This window comes from Bradyrhizobium sp. 26S5 (assembly GCF_036923295.1).
Taxonomy (GTDB): domain Bacteria; phylum Pseudomonadota; class Alphaproteobacteria; order Rhizobiales; family Xanthobacteraceae; genus Bradyrhizobium; species Bradyrhizobium septentrionale.
This window is the reverse complement of sequence record NZ_CP145948.1, coordinates 2,765,950-2,780,854: the sequence shown is the minus strand read 5'-3', so window position 1 is coordinate 2,780,854 and position 14,905 is coordinate 2,765,950. Positions and strand designations below refer to the sequence as shown.

The 14,905-nt window shown below is 61.9% G+C and carries 13 protein-coding genes and 1 pseudogene; 8 read left to right on the top strand and 6 right to left on the bottom strand.

Annotation, left to right across the window (positions count from 1 at the left end; all coding sequences use genetic code 11):
- Window positions 1-252: 252 nt before the first annotated feature.
- Window positions 253-1,410, top strand: coding sequence for an AraC family transcriptional regulator (locus V5279_RS12980; RefSeq protein ID WP_338697845.1), 1,158 nt, complete (start codon window positions 253-255; stop codon window positions 1,408-1,410).
- 104 nt (window positions 1,411-1,514) lie between these two features.
- Window positions 1,515-3,473, top strand: coding sequence for a serine hydrolase (locus tag V5279_RS12975; protein WP_338697843.1), 1,959 nt, complete (start codon window positions 1,515-1,517; stop codon window positions 3,471-3,473).
- A gap of 218 nt (window positions 3,474-3,691) precedes the next feature.
- On the opposite strand, the pseudogene V5279_RS12970 reads toward V5279_RS12975, so the two are convergent.
- Window positions 3,692-4,653 (bottom strand): annotated as a pseudogene (locus V5279_RS12970) (cupin domain-containing protein).
- Window positions 4,654-4,868: 215 nt separating this feature from the next.
- On the opposite strand from V5279_RS12970, the gene V5279_RS12965 reads away from it, so the two are divergent.
- From V5279_RS12965 to V5279_RS12950, 4 genes are all read left to right on the top strand, one after another.
- A complete protein-coding gene (locus tag V5279_RS12965; RefSeq protein WP_338697841.1) occupies window positions 4,869-5,639 on the top strand; it encodes an alpha/beta hydrolase in 771 nt (256 codons plus the stop codon).
- 191 nt (window positions 5,640-5,830) lie between these two features.
- Complete coding sequence (locus tag V5279_RS12960; protein ID WP_338697839.1) at window positions 5,831-6,706, top strand: alpha/beta hydrolase; 876 nt, start codon at window positions 5,831-5,833, stop codon at window positions 6,704-6,706.
- Window positions 6,707-6,766: 60 nt separating this feature from the next.
- Window positions 6,767-7,261, top strand: coding sequence for a DUF302 domain-containing protein (locus V5279_RS12955; protein ID WP_166297997.1), 495 nt, complete (start codon window positions 6,767-6,769; stop codon window positions 7,259-7,261).
- Window positions 7,262-7,371: 110 nt separating this feature from the next.
- Entirely contained in the window at window positions 7,372-7,899 is a 528-nt protein-coding gene (locus V5279_RS12950; protein WP_338697836.1) for a hypothetical protein, read from the top strand.
- Window positions 7,900-8,009: 110 nt separating this feature from the next.
- Here V5279_RS12950 and V5279_RS12945 read toward each other — a convergent pair whose 3' ends face one another.
- Window positions 8,010-8,687 (bottom strand): cysteine hydrolase family protein, encoded by a 678-nt coding sequence (locus V5279_RS12945; protein WP_166297999.1) that lies wholly within the window; start codon window positions 8,685-8,687, stop codon window positions 8,010-8,012.
- 222 nt (window positions 8,688-8,909) lie between these two features.
- Here V5279_RS12945 and V5279_RS12940 point away from each other — a divergent pair, with 222 nt between their 5' ends.
- Entirely contained in the window at window positions 8,910-9,923 is a 1,014-nt protein-coding gene (locus V5279_RS12940) for a formamidase (RefSeq protein ID WP_338697832.1), read from the top strand.
- 74 nt (window positions 9,924-9,997) lie between these two features.
- Here the strand turns inward: V5279_RS12940 and V5279_RS12935 are convergent, their stop codons facing one another.
- Window positions 9,998-11,068 (bottom strand): putative sulfate exporter family transporter, encoded by a 1,071-nt coding sequence (locus V5279_RS12935; RefSeq protein ID WP_166298001.1) that lies wholly within the window; start codon window positions 11,066-11,068, stop codon window positions 9,998-10,000.
- Window positions 11,069-11,154: 86 nt separating this feature from the next.
- Here V5279_RS12935 and V5279_RS12930 point away from each other — a divergent pair, with 86 nt between their 5' ends.
- The gene (locus tag V5279_RS12930) at window positions 11,155-12,087 is read left to right on the top strand and encodes a LysR family transcriptional regulator (RefSeq protein ID WP_338697830.1); all 933 of its coding nucleotides are present in this window, start codon (window positions 11,155-11,157) and stop codon (window positions 12,085-12,087) included.
- A gap of 107 nt (window positions 12,088-12,194) precedes the next feature.
- On the opposite strand, the gene V5279_RS12925 is transcribed toward V5279_RS12930, so the two are convergent.
- The 3 genes from V5279_RS12925 to V5279_RS12915 all read right to left on the bottom strand — a co-directional run bounded on the left by V5279_RS12925 (window position 12,195) and on the right by V5279_RS12915 (window position 14,735).
- The gene (locus V5279_RS12925) at window positions 12,195-12,818 is read right to left on the bottom strand and encodes a hypothetical protein (RefSeq protein WP_338697828.1); all 624 of its coding nucleotides are present in this window, start codon (window positions 12,816-12,818) and stop codon (window positions 12,195-12,197) included.
- Window positions 12,819-13,126: 308 nt separating this feature from the next.
- Window positions 13,127-13,348 carry a hypothetical protein gene (locus tag V5279_RS12920; protein ID WP_029078260.1) on the bottom strand — a complete coding sequence of 74 codons (222 nt, stop codon included), beginning with the start codon at window positions 13,346-13,348 and terminating at the stop codon, window positions 13,127-13,129.
- A gap of 148 nt (window positions 13,349-13,496) precedes the next feature.
- Window positions 13,497-14,735 carry an ATP-binding protein gene (locus V5279_RS12915; RefSeq protein WP_338697824.1) on the bottom strand — a complete coding sequence of 413 codons (1,239 nt, stop codon included), beginning with the start codon at window positions 14,733-14,735 and terminating at the stop codon, window positions 13,497-13,499.
- Window positions 14,736-14,905 lie beyond the last annotated feature (170 nt).

Genomic DNA, 14,905 nt, shown 5'->3' with positions numbered 1-14,905 from the left:
GTGTACTCATAAAATGGGAAGCCGAGAAAGGCGCAGTGTGATGTCCGCTCATCCTCCAACAGCTGCCCAAAGGCGCACATCGCGGAAGGTCCGAGCCGGGCCAAAACCCGAAGTGGCCATTGCGAGCTGGCTTTCGGACATCAACTTCTGAGCCGGATCGGGGCTCTTTCAGTTCGTAGCCGCTTCGAGATTATCTGACGACTCGACATCAGTTGCGCCCAGGGCGTATGAGCGAGCCTACGCGGCTCAACAATGGCATTCGGAGTATTTCCGATCGTGGGCACCAACGGTTTGATGTCGGTCGATCTAGGGTTACGGGGCGCCGTCGTCGCACTGTGTCTGCTGATCGCAGCCCTGGCGCTGCGCGATCGCCGTGACAGCACTGCCGCACTGCTGGGAGCCGCGCTCGCGATCGGCGCCGCGGCTTCGATGATCTGCTCGACGCCGACATTCCCGCGGCCGTTTGCGTGGTGGGGCCTATTGCTACTGGCGTTGTCCAGCGCGAACTGTGTTGTGTTCTGGCTATGGGCGCGTGCTGCCTTCGACGATGATTTCGTCCCGCGGTTCTGGCATGGCGTCTTGTGGGCAGCCGTCGTCGTCGCGCAATGGCTGGACGCCAGCGGCATCACACGATCGGCCGCGCTCGAGCTTGCGATCGAACGCACGCTGTCGTTCACCTCTCTCGGCCTAACGTTGTTGGCGGTAGCGCAGGCGCTTGTCACCTGGCCGGCGGACCTGATGCAGGGCCGGCGTGGGCTCCGGCTGGTCGTATTGATAGGGGCGTCGGCCCAAATCGTTCTCAACTCTTACTTGAGCTTCTTGCAGCAGCCCTCGAATCCCACTTTTTCCATGACTAGCGTCGCCAACGTTCTCGCTCTGTTCGTGTTGGTCGGCTTGAGCGCATGGAATCTGCTAGAAGCGGGGACGCGAGGAGGTTCGATCCTGCTGCCCGCGACAAATGTCCGCTTCGGCGCGCCAGCCAAGGCGTCTGACGATCAGAGCAAGCCTGCCACGATTGAACCGGCTCTCTTGCGCCGGTTGGAACAGCTGATGACCGTCGAGCGTATCTACCGGCGTGAGCGATTGACGATTGGATTGCTATCCGCCGAGTTGGGCGTGCCGGACTACCGGTTGCGGCAGCTCATCAATGAGGGCCTCGGCTACCGCAATTTCAATGCGTTTCTCAATCATTACCGGATCGGGGAAGCCAAGGCAGCGCTGGTCGACCCCGAACAAGTAGAAGTCCCGGTGCTGACAATTGCCATGGACACAGGTTTCCAGTCGATCGGGCCGTTCAACCGCGCCTTCAAGGCCGCGACAAATTTAACCCCAACTGAATTTCGCCGCCTCGCCATGGCGGGAAATGCGGCCCCGGTAAACGATCGATTGAAGATCGGCCAGTCGAGTTGAGGAATCGGCCAGCCGGTTTGCGGGATTCGGCGAGAAGGAATCGAAAACATTCGACAGACTGATGGCGATCCTTCCTCGCAGTAGTTGCGCCAACGGGGCTCCCCATGCGAAATCAGCGGTTTGTCGTTCTATTGGCCGTGCTGGCGGCGCTTACACTCTGTCCGGCAGGGGCGGCGCTTGCCGACGATTTGCAGACTGTCGGCGACCCGGGCGCGCTCGGCTTTTCGGCGCGGCGATTGGCGCGCATGACCTCCTGGTTCGAAGCGCAGAGCGAAAAAGGCGATCCTTCCGGTTTTGTCGTGGGGATCGCTCGGGGCGGCAAGCTCGCCTATTTGCAAGCCACCGGCTTCGAGGACCACGACAAGAAAATGCCGATGCGGCCGGATTCGATCTTTCGCATCGGATCGATGTCCAAGCAAATCACCAGCGTCGCCACCATGATACTGGTCGATGAAGGCAAGCTCGACCTTGATGCTCCCGTGGCCCAGTATCTGCCGGAGCTCAGGGATATGCAGGTCGTCAAAAAGGATCCGGTCACCGGGGATCCGATCCTCTCGGATGTTGCGCGGAATATTTTTGAACCGGCGAAGCGTGCGATGACGATCCGGGACCTGCTGCGCAATACGTCCGGCCTCGTTTATGCTTCGCCGGACTACGCCGATCCCGGATTTGAGAATGCCGCGATTCACGTACTGTACGGCGCCAGGGCGCCGTTCCGGCGCGACAAGCCTATCGCGGACTTCGTCGCGAGCCTCGGCGCCCTGCCGCTTCTGCACCAGCCGGGCGAAGTCTGGGAATATGCCATCGGCTACGACGTGCTCGGCCGCGTCATTGAAGTCGTGTCGGGACAGCCCTTCGATCAGTTTCTGCAAAGCCGCCTCTTCGCGCCGCTGCATATGGTCGATAGCGGCTTCTCGGTACCGCAGGACAAGCTTGCCCGTCTCGTCGCCGTGCCGGGGCCGCAGCCCCAACCCCCTTTCGCGAATAGCGACGTCGGCAAGCCGCAGACGTTCTTCTCGGGCGGCGGAGGCATCGTCTCCACGGTTCCTGATTTTCTGCGCTTCTGCCAGATGCTGCTCAACGGCGGCGAGCTTGACGGCGTGCGTATCTTGAAGCCCGAAACGGTCAGGCTGATGACGACGAATTCGCTGCCACCCAAAATGTACATTGCGGGGCATGAAGTCGGTCCGGCCTTCGGTACGGGCTGGGGGCTCGGTTTCGCAGTCCGCACCAGCCCCGATTTCAGCTACATTCCGGGCGCAGTCGGAAGCTTCAACTGGCAGGGAAGCTGGGGCACGTTCTTCTCGATCGATCCGGCACAGAAGCTGATCCTGATCATGATGATGCAGCGGAGCGAGCACAGTGAGAACGGCTTCTATTTCGACGCCATCCGTCGCCTACCCTATGCGGCGCTGAATGTGCCTGAAGCGCCGGCGCCGGTTGCCTCCGGGCAAGGAAATGCCGGCGCGCTCGCCGAATATGTCGGACGTTACGTTTTCGGCGGGTCTGCAAGTTCGCTGGACAGGCAGACCTCGGTCGCCGACGGCAATGGTTGGACCGGTCTTGAGTCCGTTATCGCGGGCACCGATGGCCTCAGGGTGATCAAATTGGCCGACACCGGCCCTGCCGCGAAAGCAGGCGTCATGGCGGGAGATCTCATCACAGCGATCGACAACAAGTCGATCAAGGGCCTGACCTTGGAGGCGGCCTTTCGTCGGATTTCAGGTCCGGTCAACGCCGCGATCAAGTTCGAGATCATCCGCGCGACGCAGAGCGGTCCGCTCGTTGTTGCCTTTGCCCGGGAGGCGGTTCCTGCGCAGAGTGTCGCGCTTCAAGTCAGTGTCGTAGACGGCAAGCTCGTCGTCGAGGCAACAGGCCAATGGTCAATCCTCGATTTCGACAAGGGTCAGCCGACGCCCGTGGCGGTCCGCTCAAAGGATGAACTCCAGGTCGAGAGTGGCGATCACACGCGGATCGCCTTCGTCAGAGACGCAGCCGGCAAAGTCAACGGCGCGGTTCTCAATCCGGGACCATGGGAGCAACGCGGCGTACTCGCACAATAAGGCACACTGACAGCTGATGAAATTGGCGGGAGCTTGCGTTGCTCGAACATCAGGTGTCCGGCGGCCCGAGATGGTGGCGGTCCCGACTTCCGCTCAGGGTCAAAAGCCGCCGATAGCGACCGAACCTAGGGACTTCCGGTTCTCTTCGGAGAGCCGACGTTCTCAGAGGTCATCCAGACCGTCATCTATGGGGCCATGAGCGGACATCCGGGCCAAAGTCATTCGGCAACTTCTGCTTCCTGAACGTCCCCTTGCCTTCCTCCGCCGTCAGATCGTCGAGCCGCTCGGTACCGGCCAGGCGATAGGCCGTGATGCCGGTGGAACAGCTTCGAAAACGCCGCCGCTGTCTCGTAACCGACCCGGCCCGCAATTCGTGCGATCGGCTCGTCGCTGGTTTCCAGCAGGAACGCTGCTTCCGCCATCCGGCGTTCGATCACATAGCGGTGCATGGACTGGCCGACGAGCCTGGTGAAGCGCGCGGAAAATACCGAGCGGCCGAGCCCCACGCGGTGGCCAAGGTCGCTCAGGTCCAGGGGCGCTCCGGGTTTTCGTGAATCAGCTTGAGCGCCGGTCCGATATGCGGATCAGATATGGCCCCGAGCCAGCCGCCTTGTCCGGGGCTGAGAGACGCGATCCAGTTTCGGAGCACCTCGACAAAGAGCACTTCCGTCAGTCGTGAAAGCGCGACGCGTTGGCCAGGACGCTCGAGTGCGGACTCGCTGACCATGCGGCGCAAGATTGCTTCAAGCCAACCACCGTCCGCCGTCGGCTTCAGCAGGAGCACGGGCGGAAGTAGCTCCAGCACGCTACCAAACAATGGCCGCGACACCGTGAAATTTCCGCAAATCATGGTCGAGAGCGGCTTTGCACGGCCGCCGTGACGAACGACGCCAAGACGCGGCGACGATCGATCGATATCCATAATCCGCAACGGCTCGGCCCGGCGATCCGAATAAAAGACGTGGGGCTCTCCGCGTGTGATGACGACAAAATCGCCCTCGGTCATCTGGATTTCCTCTCCCTGTTCGAGCGCGAAGGTCGCCGAGCCCTGGCTGAGATAGTGAAACAGGGCGTAGGGGCGCGCCGGCAACTCAAGATGCCAGGGATGGCCGAGCTCGAAGTGAAAGAGCAGCGTCCCGCTGAGACGAACGCGATCGAGCACTTGGGCGAGGATATCCATGTCGCCGAGATTAGACGGTGGACGATAGGACACAACATCCGGACGATTGATCTCTATCGTCCGAACGGCCGGCGGAATAGGTCACGTCGCGGCGGGCCGACATCACGTACGGCAACCATTTAGCCAACGGCAGATGGAAGAACCGCGACCTTGCTGGGAAACGCCTGTCCAGTCCCCCGGACAGTGTTCGTCCGACATGCCAACAGGAACAATCAATGCGAAATATCCTCCTCTCAGCCGCCACCGCACTCCTGGCCGGATCGACCTTGGTCGGCTCCGCCCATTCCGCCGAACTGCCCAAGGGAACAGCCCACAACATCGTGCTCGTGCACGGCGCCTTCGTGGACCAGACGAGCTGGCAGCCCGTTGCCGATATTCTCACGAAGAAGGGCTACAGCGTCACGCTCGTGGAAAATCCGCTCACCTCGCTCGCCGCCGATGTCGATGCCACCAAACAGGCGCTTGCGAAGCAGGACGGCAGGACCGTTCTCGTCGGCCATTCATGGGGCGGCGTGGTGATCACGGAAGCCGGCAACGATCCCAAGGTCTCGGCGCTGGTCTATGTTTCCGCCTTCGCGCCGGAGGTCGGCGAATCCCTGGCGTCGCTGGCAAAGGCCGGCCCGCCGACCGAAGGCGGCAATGCGATCCATCCCGACGCGAAGGGCAATTTGTACATCGATCCCAAGGTGTTTCCGTCAGCCGTCGCGGCCGACCTTCCTCCGGAAATCGCTGAGCACCTGGCCAACTCGCAGCTTCCGTTGAATCACGTTGCGTTCGAAGCCCCCGTCGACATTGCGGCCTGGCACGACAAGCCGACGTTCTATGTCATCAGCACGAAGGACAAAGTCCTCGCGCCCGAGGCCCAGAAGTCGTTCGCAGCCAGGATGAAGGCTCAGACCACGGAAGTCGCCGGCAGCCATGCCTCGCTCGTCGTCCATGCGAAGCAAGTTGCCGAGGTCATCGAAAAGGCCGCGCTCTCGAAGTGACGGTACCGCTCCCGGCGCTGTCGCGCCGGGAGTGCGCACGCTCGCTCAGAGAATTCAGTACTCATCGGACCGCGACGGCGAAAACCAGCCAAGGCCGCGGAAGCGCCAGCGACTCCCGAAGGAAGGTCTCGGTCGCTGCGTCGCACCGGTCCCCCACTCGAATATTTTATGCCAAGCATCCGGAGGATGACATGACTCAACCCGACATCGCGCGCCAGGACGCCGCCACGCTCGAAACGGCGCCGACCCTCTACATCGAAGGCCACGGAATCCGCTTCGCCTATCGCCGCCTCGGCCCCGCTACCGGAACGCCGCTTGTTCTCCTGCAGCACTTCTCGGGCAACATCGATGCATGGGATCCCGCTGTCGTCAACGCTCTCGCCACCGATCGCCCTGTAATCGCATTCGACAACGCCGGGGTCGGTCGCTCGACCGGCCAAACGCCCGACAATATCGCAGCGATGGCAAGAGATGCAGTCGCCTTCATCAATCTGCTCGGTCTTTCTGAGGTCGACCTGCTGGGCTTTTCCCTCGGCGGCTGCATCGCCCAGCAGATCGCCGCCGAGCACGGACGGCTCGTGCGCAAGCTCATCCTCGTCGGTACCGCGCCGAAAGGCGGAGAGGAACACCTGCTGGCGGTTCTGCGGGAAGCGTTTTCGCAAACCGATGCGCCGGACCCCCGTCTGCCGCTGTTCTTCACAAATTCGTCCGCCAGCCGGTCGTCCGGCTTGGCCTTCCTGAAGCGGACGAAGGTGCGTAAGGACGATCGGGACACCGATAACGGCAGCGCGGTCACCGATCCGCAGGCCAAGGCGCTGATCACGTGGTGCGCCACACCCGATCCCGAGCACGCCATTCTGCGCGCCATCCGTCAGCCCGCTCTTGTGGTCAGCGGCAGCCACGACACCATGCTGCCCGCGAACAACGCCTACGAAATGTTCAAGGAACTCAGCAACGCTCAGCTGGTCCTCTATCCCGATTCAGGGCACGGCGCCCTGTTTCAGCACCACGAGATGTTCGTCAGCCACGTCCGGACCTTCCTCGATGCACAGCCCGCGGCTGCATGACACCCGGCGCGTTCCGACGCGATCAGGCACTTTATCCATGAGCGTTGTTACGGAGGACAAATGACAATCGCCAAAGTCGAGGTGGAGCGTTTCAGCCTCACGAGCTCAAAACCATTCGACGCTGTTGTGGCCGCGCTCAAGTCGGCGGTCGGGCAACCCAATATGGTCGAATTTTTCAAGGAGACGAGGGCGACAAAATCCTTCCCGGATTTGGAGCGCGTTGTACAAAGCGGCCTCGGCCGAACGGACCTTATGCTCTTCATGGAATTTGACCTGGGCGACATTCTACGTCGCGAAACCGGATCCAAGACGCCCAAGATCATACGGCTTGTGATCGGCAATCCACTCATCATGAAAGAAATGGTCAAGCACGTGCCCGATGCTGGATCCTACGCTCCAGTCACAGTGCTCATTGATGAGCGTCCCGATGGCGTGCACGTCTCTTATGACAAAATGGAGAGTTATCTGCTGCGTTATGGCAGCTCGGAAGCCCTTGCCGTCGCCCGAAATCTCGATGCGAAAATCACAGCCTTGCTACGCGAATGTGCAAGCTAAAACGTCCTGATGACGTTTTCGGCCGGTGGAAGTGGGTAACTCATACCAACCTGCGGAACGCGGCGGGCGTCGTCATGACGCGAGCCAGACGTTCGAAGGGAAATTCCTGCATGTACAAGACACTTCTTGTCACTCTCGCTGCCTCGGCCCTTGCCACCGGGGCTGTCGCGTCTACTCCCGCCACCAGGAAAGAGCCGCTGGATGCTGCTACCCTCAGCGCGATAAAATCGAAGTTCGGCAGGCTGATGGAATTGGCCAACAACCACGATTTCAAGGCTCTGCATGGAATGTTCTGGCAATCGCCCTCGACCCTGTTGGTGGCCAAGAGCGCGATCCAGTCCGAGGGGAACTGGGCCGGCTTTTGGGGCAACGAGGCGGTTGATCAAAAGCTGCATGATATCGGTAGCTCCGGTCCGGTCGTGCTCGAGCCGGATTATTCGAAGCTCAAGGTTGTCGGCCTGACGCGCGACGTCGCCGAGTCCTACGTGCCGATGAACATCACGGTCTCTTATGCGGGGCAGGATGGAACAGCCAGGCCGTTTCTAATGATCATCAATTGGCTTCGCGTCGGGAAGGACTGGAAGGTCGCTTCCGAAATCATTCTGCCTGTGCCGCCCGTACCCGCCGCGAAGGGCTAGGCGCGAGGCCTCAACTGTTCGGCACAACGCCTCGCATTCTTCCGCACTGAACGCAACGACCCGGGACTGTCTTCACGCATTAATGAGTCCGCATCCCATCTCATCGTGCTCTAGGCAGCGAGCGCCTCCAGCACCGCGGCTGAATCGGCGACCCAGCCGAAAATGCCGCCCTGGGCCTTGATCATCTTCAGGCCCATCTCGTGGAATTCCGGGAAGTAGGACGCGCAGCCGTCGGAGACCACGACGCAGCGATAGCCGCGGTCATTGGCCTCGCGCACCGTGGTGTTGACGCAGACTTCGGTGGTGACGCCGCACACCAGCAGATTCTCGATGCCGTATTTCTGCAGGACGTCGCCGAACTCGGTGGCGTAGAACGCGCCCTTGCCGGGCTTGTCGATCACGATCTCGCTGTCGAGCGGATAGAGCTCAGGGATGATGTCGTGCCCCGCTTCGCCGCGGATCAGGATTCGTCCCATCGGCCCGGGATCGCCGATCCGGAGCGACGGCGCGCCGCGCTCGAGCTTCGCGGGCGGCGCGTCGGAGAGATCGGGAAGATGACCCTCGCGGGTGTGGACCACGAGCAAGCCGGCATCGCGCACCGCCGCAAGGACGGCGGCGATCGGCTTCACCGCGCGGGCAAGCTGGCCGACATCATTGCCGAGCGTCTCGCCGAAGCCGCCGGGCTCCATGAAGTCGCGCTGCATGTCGATGATGACGAGCGCGGTCTTGCTCCAGTCGATCGTGATCGGCTCCGGCTCTGCCGCGATTGTCCCGCTTGAATTCGCCATGACGCACGCCCCGAATGCGAGAAGATCCGCACCTGATTAAGCAAACCGCATGCCATTGCGCAATGACGCCGCGCTCGCCTTCTTGATTTGCGCATCGTTCGACCTTGCTGGCATGATCGTTGCTAGCTGGTTCGTTGCCAGGCGGGAGCCCGACCGGACGACGATCGTTCGCGACATGACAGCGCGTTTCAAATAAGCGGCAAAATGAGCGGGAGGACAGGCATGAATGGACTTGGCGGTCTCAACAAATCACCCAACGGCGTGGTGATCGGACTGGTGCAGCTGCAACTGCCCGTGGTGGCGACCAAGGCCGATCTGGCACGGCAGACCGAGCGCATCGTCTGGATGGTCGGCAAGGCGCGACGCAATCTCGGCACCATGGATCTAGTCGTGTTCCCCGAATATTCGCTGCACGGGCTCTCGATGGATACCAATCCGGAGACCATGTGCCGGCTCGACGGGCCTGAAGTCGCGGCCTTCAAGAAGGCCTGCATCGACAACAAGATCTGGGGCTGCTTCTCCATCATGGAGTTCAACCCGCACGGCAATCCCTACAATTCGGGGCTGATCATCGACGATCACGGCGAGATCAAGCTCTATTACCGCAAATTCCATCCGTGGATTCCGGTCGAGCCGTGGGAGCCGGGCGACCTCGGGATTCCCGTGATCGACGGACCGAAGGGCGCGAAGATCGCGCTGATCATCTGTCATGACGGCATGTTCCCGGAAATGGCGCGCGAATGCGCCTACAAGGGCGCGGAGATCATGATCCGCACGGCGGGCTACACCGCGCCGATCCGCGACAGCTGGCGCTTCACCAACCAGGCCAACGCGTTCCAGAACCTGATGGTGACGGCCAATGTCTGCATGTGCGGCTCGGATGGATCGTTCGATTCGATGGGCGAAGGCATGATCGTCAATTTCGACGGCAGCATCATCGCGCACGGCACCACGGGACGGGCCGACGAGATCATCACCGCCGAGGTGCGGCCTGACCTCGTACGCGAGGCGCGGATCAACTGGGGCGTCGAGAACAACATCTATCAGCTTTGGCACCGCGGCTATGTCGCGGTGAAGGGCGGCGCGATGGATTGCCCCTACACATTCATGCAGGACATGGTGTCCGGCCGCTTCCGCCTGCCCTGGGAAGATCAGGTCAAGATCACCGACGGCACCTCCTGCGGCTTTGCTGCGCCGACACGGATGTTCGGCAAGACCGCGAAGGCCGCTGAGTAGCCGGCCGGGCGGCACCTCTTTGATTTGAGCATGATCTTTTCGGAAAACCGCTACACACTTTTCCGGATCATGCTCTACTTGAAGAAGTGCACGAGGCCGATGCTGAGGCCCAGCAGCAGCAGCAGCGACAGCGTCACCGCCGCCGTCACCCGGCCGCCGACGGTCGAGAGCACGCGCACGTCGACGCCGAGCCCAAGCGCTGCCATCGAGACGACGGTGAGGATCGCCGCCGTCCTGGTGACCGGCACAATCGCGATATCGGGCACGAGCTGGAACGAGCGCAGCGCGGCCAGCACCAGGAAGCCGATGATGAACCAGGGCACCAGCTTGAACGGGCTGATCGACGCCGCCTTTGTGTTGCCGGCCTTGGCGGTACCGGCCTTGCGCCGCCGCGCCACGAACAGCGAGAGGCCGACCACGATCGGGCCCAGCATCAACACCCGTACCAGCTTCACCAGCGTGCCGATCTGGGTCGAGACGATGCCGGCCGGCACGGTCGCCGCCAGCACCTGCGGCACGGCATAGACCGTGAGCCCGGCGAGGATGCCGTATTGCGTGGCCGTCAGCTTCAACAGCGGGATCAGCAGCGGCAGGCCAAGCACCATCAGCACGCCGAGAATGGCGGTGAACGAGATCGACGAGGCGATGTCGTCGCCATCGGCCCCGATCACGGGCGCCACCGCCGCGATCGCGGAGTTGCCGCAGATCGAATTGCCGCAGGCGATCAGGATCGCAAGTTTGGTCTTGAGCCCGAGCAGGCGGCTGAGGCCATAGCTCACCGCCAGCATGATCACGACGGTCACGGCGATGGCGCCGATCAGAACATAACCCGACGCCACGATCGCGGCGAAGCTGATCGACGCGCCGAGCAGCATCACGGCGACCTCGAGCAGCTGCTTGGCGCTGAAGGCAATGCCCGAGCGCCATCGCTCCGAGGGCTCCCAGGCGGTGCGCACCGCCATGCCGAGCAGGATCGCGACCACCAGCGCCTCGATATAGGGATGGTCGAAAACGCGCTCCTCGGCGGCCTGGATGCCGAGCGAGATGACCGTAACCACCCCGCAGAGCAGAATGCCCGGAATGAGCCGGAAAATGCGCTTCAGCGCCCCCTGCTTCTGCCCCTGGTCTCGTTCTTGTTCCGGCACGGAATCCTCTTTTCGGAGAAGATTTTATGCGCCAGAGCCCGCCACTTGGCTAATATATTTTCGGACTGCCCCGATAGAGAGAAGTTATGTCCCTCAACCTGCATCTGCTCCGCCTGTTCGCGGCCGTGGCGAAAACGGGGAGTTTCTCCCGCGCCGCCGACCTCCTGCACATCAGTCAACCGGCGATCTCCAAGGGCGTGCGGGATTTCGAGCTGCAGGTCGGCTGCCGCCTGCTCGACCGCACCCCGAAGGGGGTGCGCCCGACCCGGGAGGGTGCGGCGCTGGCGCGGCATGCCGAGACGCTGTTCGCGGCCGAGCGCGCCGCCGAGGACGAGTTGCAGGCGCTGCGCAACCTCGACAGCGGCTCGCTGCGCATCGGCGCCAGCACGACGATCGCGACCTACATGATCCCGGAATATCTCGGCGTCTTCCACCGCGCCTTTCCCGGCATCGACCTGCATGTCGTGAGCGCCAACACCTCCGATATCGCCGCGCTGATGCTGGGGCATGAGATCGAAATCGCCCTGGTCGAGGGGCCGGTGGAGGACGAAAACCTGACCAGCGCAGCCTGGCGCACCGACGTGATGGCGCTGATCGCGGCTCCCGATCATCGCTTCGCAGCGGTTCAAGCGCCGATCGACATCCGCTCGCTGAACGATGAGATCCTGATCGTGCGCGAGCCGGGCTCGGGCACCCGCGAGGTGGTCGCGCAGGCGCTCGCCGCCCACCGCGTCGAGCCGCAGCGCACGCTCGAGATCGGCAGCACCGAGGCGATCAAGCAGGCGGTGGCATCAGGTGTCGGCGTCGCCATCGTGTCTGTTGCGACGATCGACGATCAGGTCAGGCTTGGGAAATTGCGGGTGATCCCGATCAAGGGCGTCCATATCGAGCGCACGCTCTGGCAATTGAAATCGCCCGGCCGGCTGGAGGTGCCGGCGGCGGTCGCGTTCGAGGGGATCATTCGGGAGACGCAAGCGGCCAAGACGGCGCCGCGGATGCCGGCGACTAAGGCGCGATGAGACCAGGGTGCGTACTCATAACTAATCTGGGACACCCGCTTTCGGGGGCGAAGCGGACACGCGATCCGACCCAAGCTATATGGTCTTGTGACCCATACCGGTCATGATCAGCGGGTCTCGAAATTGTTGCTCGCCCCCAAATTAGACATCAGTCGCTTTTTGTACTGGTTGACCTTGCTCTCAAACTCGTCGATCGACAGCGCATGGGCACATTCACGGTCAAGCTCTCGCGCTAAGGTCACCTCGGACATGATTTCGTTGCACTGCTTCAGTGTAGCCCCGTCATGGCCCCATAATATACCGGCTGGCCACTCATGGCTGGCATAATCAAAATAGTCCAGCAGACTTTTCAGCAATGCTTCACACACCTCGCTTGAGTTGCGCTCTATCGCATATGCGTCTTTGAGCAGATCAATCTTGTTTTTGAACTTGATCTGCTCATGCAGTCCGCGCGCTGTGTACAAATTCTCGCAGGTTCCAGCCAACCAGTAGAGACTCCAAGCATCGTTTCGTTTGTTTCCGGCCAACAGAACCGGGAATATGAGTTCGGCGTAGATTTCATGCCGAACTCTCGCCCCATAGGTATGGGTCTCCAAGAACGTACGGGTCCAGTCCTCTCGCTCCTCGGAAGAATTGAACGATCGGAGAAATGCGACGAGAATCAACCCCGCGTCCTTCCGTCGTCCCTCGGACAGCCGCGCCAAATAATCCTCGTACAGGGCTGAGTTCATCGAGTATCCGCAAATGTCCCATAAAAGAACTATGCCATTGTATCTCATTCTGAACTGACGTCTGCAATTGGCCCTTAGCCGAGGTGACCAAGCGCCCATTTTTGTCGGCTTCCGTTGGCAATGCGGACGTGCGTCCGGCGGACAGATTTATGGATACACGCCGTAGATTGAGCTGCAGCGGCGTCGAAAGCTCACCTCTCCCTTGGGAGAGGTCGATTTGCGCAGCAAATCGGATGAGGGGTTACGGTCTATCGGGAGAGCAAGAGCCCTCACCCGAGAGGTGAATCGAGACCAAGACTCATCCCGCCTCAGAGCGCGGCGAACAGACCCTGCGCCCAGGCAACGGCACGCTCGAAGCTGAACACGCCGGGCTCGAAATACACCGCGCGGGCAAGCACGATGCCGGCCACCAGCACCCAGAACACGCTGGTGCCAGCGGTCTTCAGCCATTTCGACACGCCCTCGCTCGCGATCGAAGGATCGACCGCGGGGACCGGCTCGCCGAAGGGATCGAATGCGGATTGGCTCATGTCGTGACCCATTGGAATATCAAGAGAATGTCGCGACGACGGGGCCGGAAGCAAGGGTAGTGGAATGCCTTTTGCGGCGGTTACTTGGAAGGACGTTTTCCGGTGCGGAGGCCGGGGAGCATTTCCTTCTCGACGCCCCCTTTGGGCGTCAATTGTCGGTCCCGCGCTGCGGCGCCACGCGTGGCAGCGTGATCCGCACGCTCGTCCCCCTGCCCGGGGCGCTGTCGAGATGCAGCTCTCCGCCCAACCGGTTGGTGACGATGTTGTGGACGATGTGGAGGCCGAGCCCGATACGGCCGATGTCGCGGCGCGTGGTGAAGAATGGATCGAAGGCCTGCCGCAGCACGTCGCAGTCCATCCCGCAGCCATCGTCGGCGAACAGGATTTTCACGTGGTCCGCGCCCGACGCACGCAGCCGGATCGCAATGGTGCCGCCCTTGCCATCCGGAAAGGCGTGCGCGACCGAATTGACGAACAGATTGGTCAGCACCTGGCCGTAAGGGCCGGGATAGCTGTTCATCGCAAGACCGGGCGGGCAATCGACCTCGAGCGCCAGATTGTTCTTCGGCAATGCCGGACGAAGATTGGAAAGCACCTGCTCGGTCGCCTTGCCGAGATCGAACCGGCTGCGGTCGAAATAGCTTCGATCGACCGCCACCTGCTTGAATGATTGCACCAGATCGGCCGCGCGCTTGAGATTGCCGACCAGCAGCGACGACGCGCTTTCGACGACCTCGATGAAATCGCTCAGGCTGGACCGCTTCAGCTTGCCGCGCGCAGCCTCGGCGGCGAAGTCGGCGCATTTCTGCTCCAGGACCGATGCGACGGTAAGGCTGGTGCCGACCGGGCTGTTGATCTCGTGCGCGACGCCGGCCACCAGCCGGCCCAGCGCCGCGAGCTTTTCCGCCTCGATCAGGGACGCCTGGGTCTCCTGCAGATGGTGCAAGGCCTTCTCGGCCGCGTCACGGGCGGCACGGATCTCGCGCTCACTGCGCTTGCGATCGGTGATCTCCTCGGCTGCGACGTTGACACCGACGATGCTGCCGTTCGGTTCGCGCTGCGGGTGCCAATGCGTGATCCAGCATCGCTCGTCATTGTGGCCGGGGCGCTGGCCGTAAACCTCCACGCCGGTCACGGGTTCTCCGGTCTCCATGATCGATCGGACGATACCCTCGACCGCCGTGGCCAGCGCGGGCACGCAATCGTGCACCGTACGTCCGAGATGACCTTCGACCGAGATGCCGCAAATCTCGGTGAGCCGCTGGTTGATCTGAAGGTAACGGCAATCGGGAGAGAGGTAGGCAAGACCGATCGGCGCAGTGTCATAGATCAGCTGCAACGCCGGTTGTTTTGGGAACTGAACGTCCTGGACGACGGACGACCTCATGTCCTTTCCCCCGTTGACGCAAGTCTAGCGCTTCACGGCGAGCCCGCAAAGAGCCTCAACCAGGCCGGGAGCGGCGGTCAGACCTGTCCAAATTCGGCACGGGCCTCAGAATGGCGAAATCAAGGCAGGGTACTGCGCATGCTGATGCGGCACTGGCAGCATATGGGACC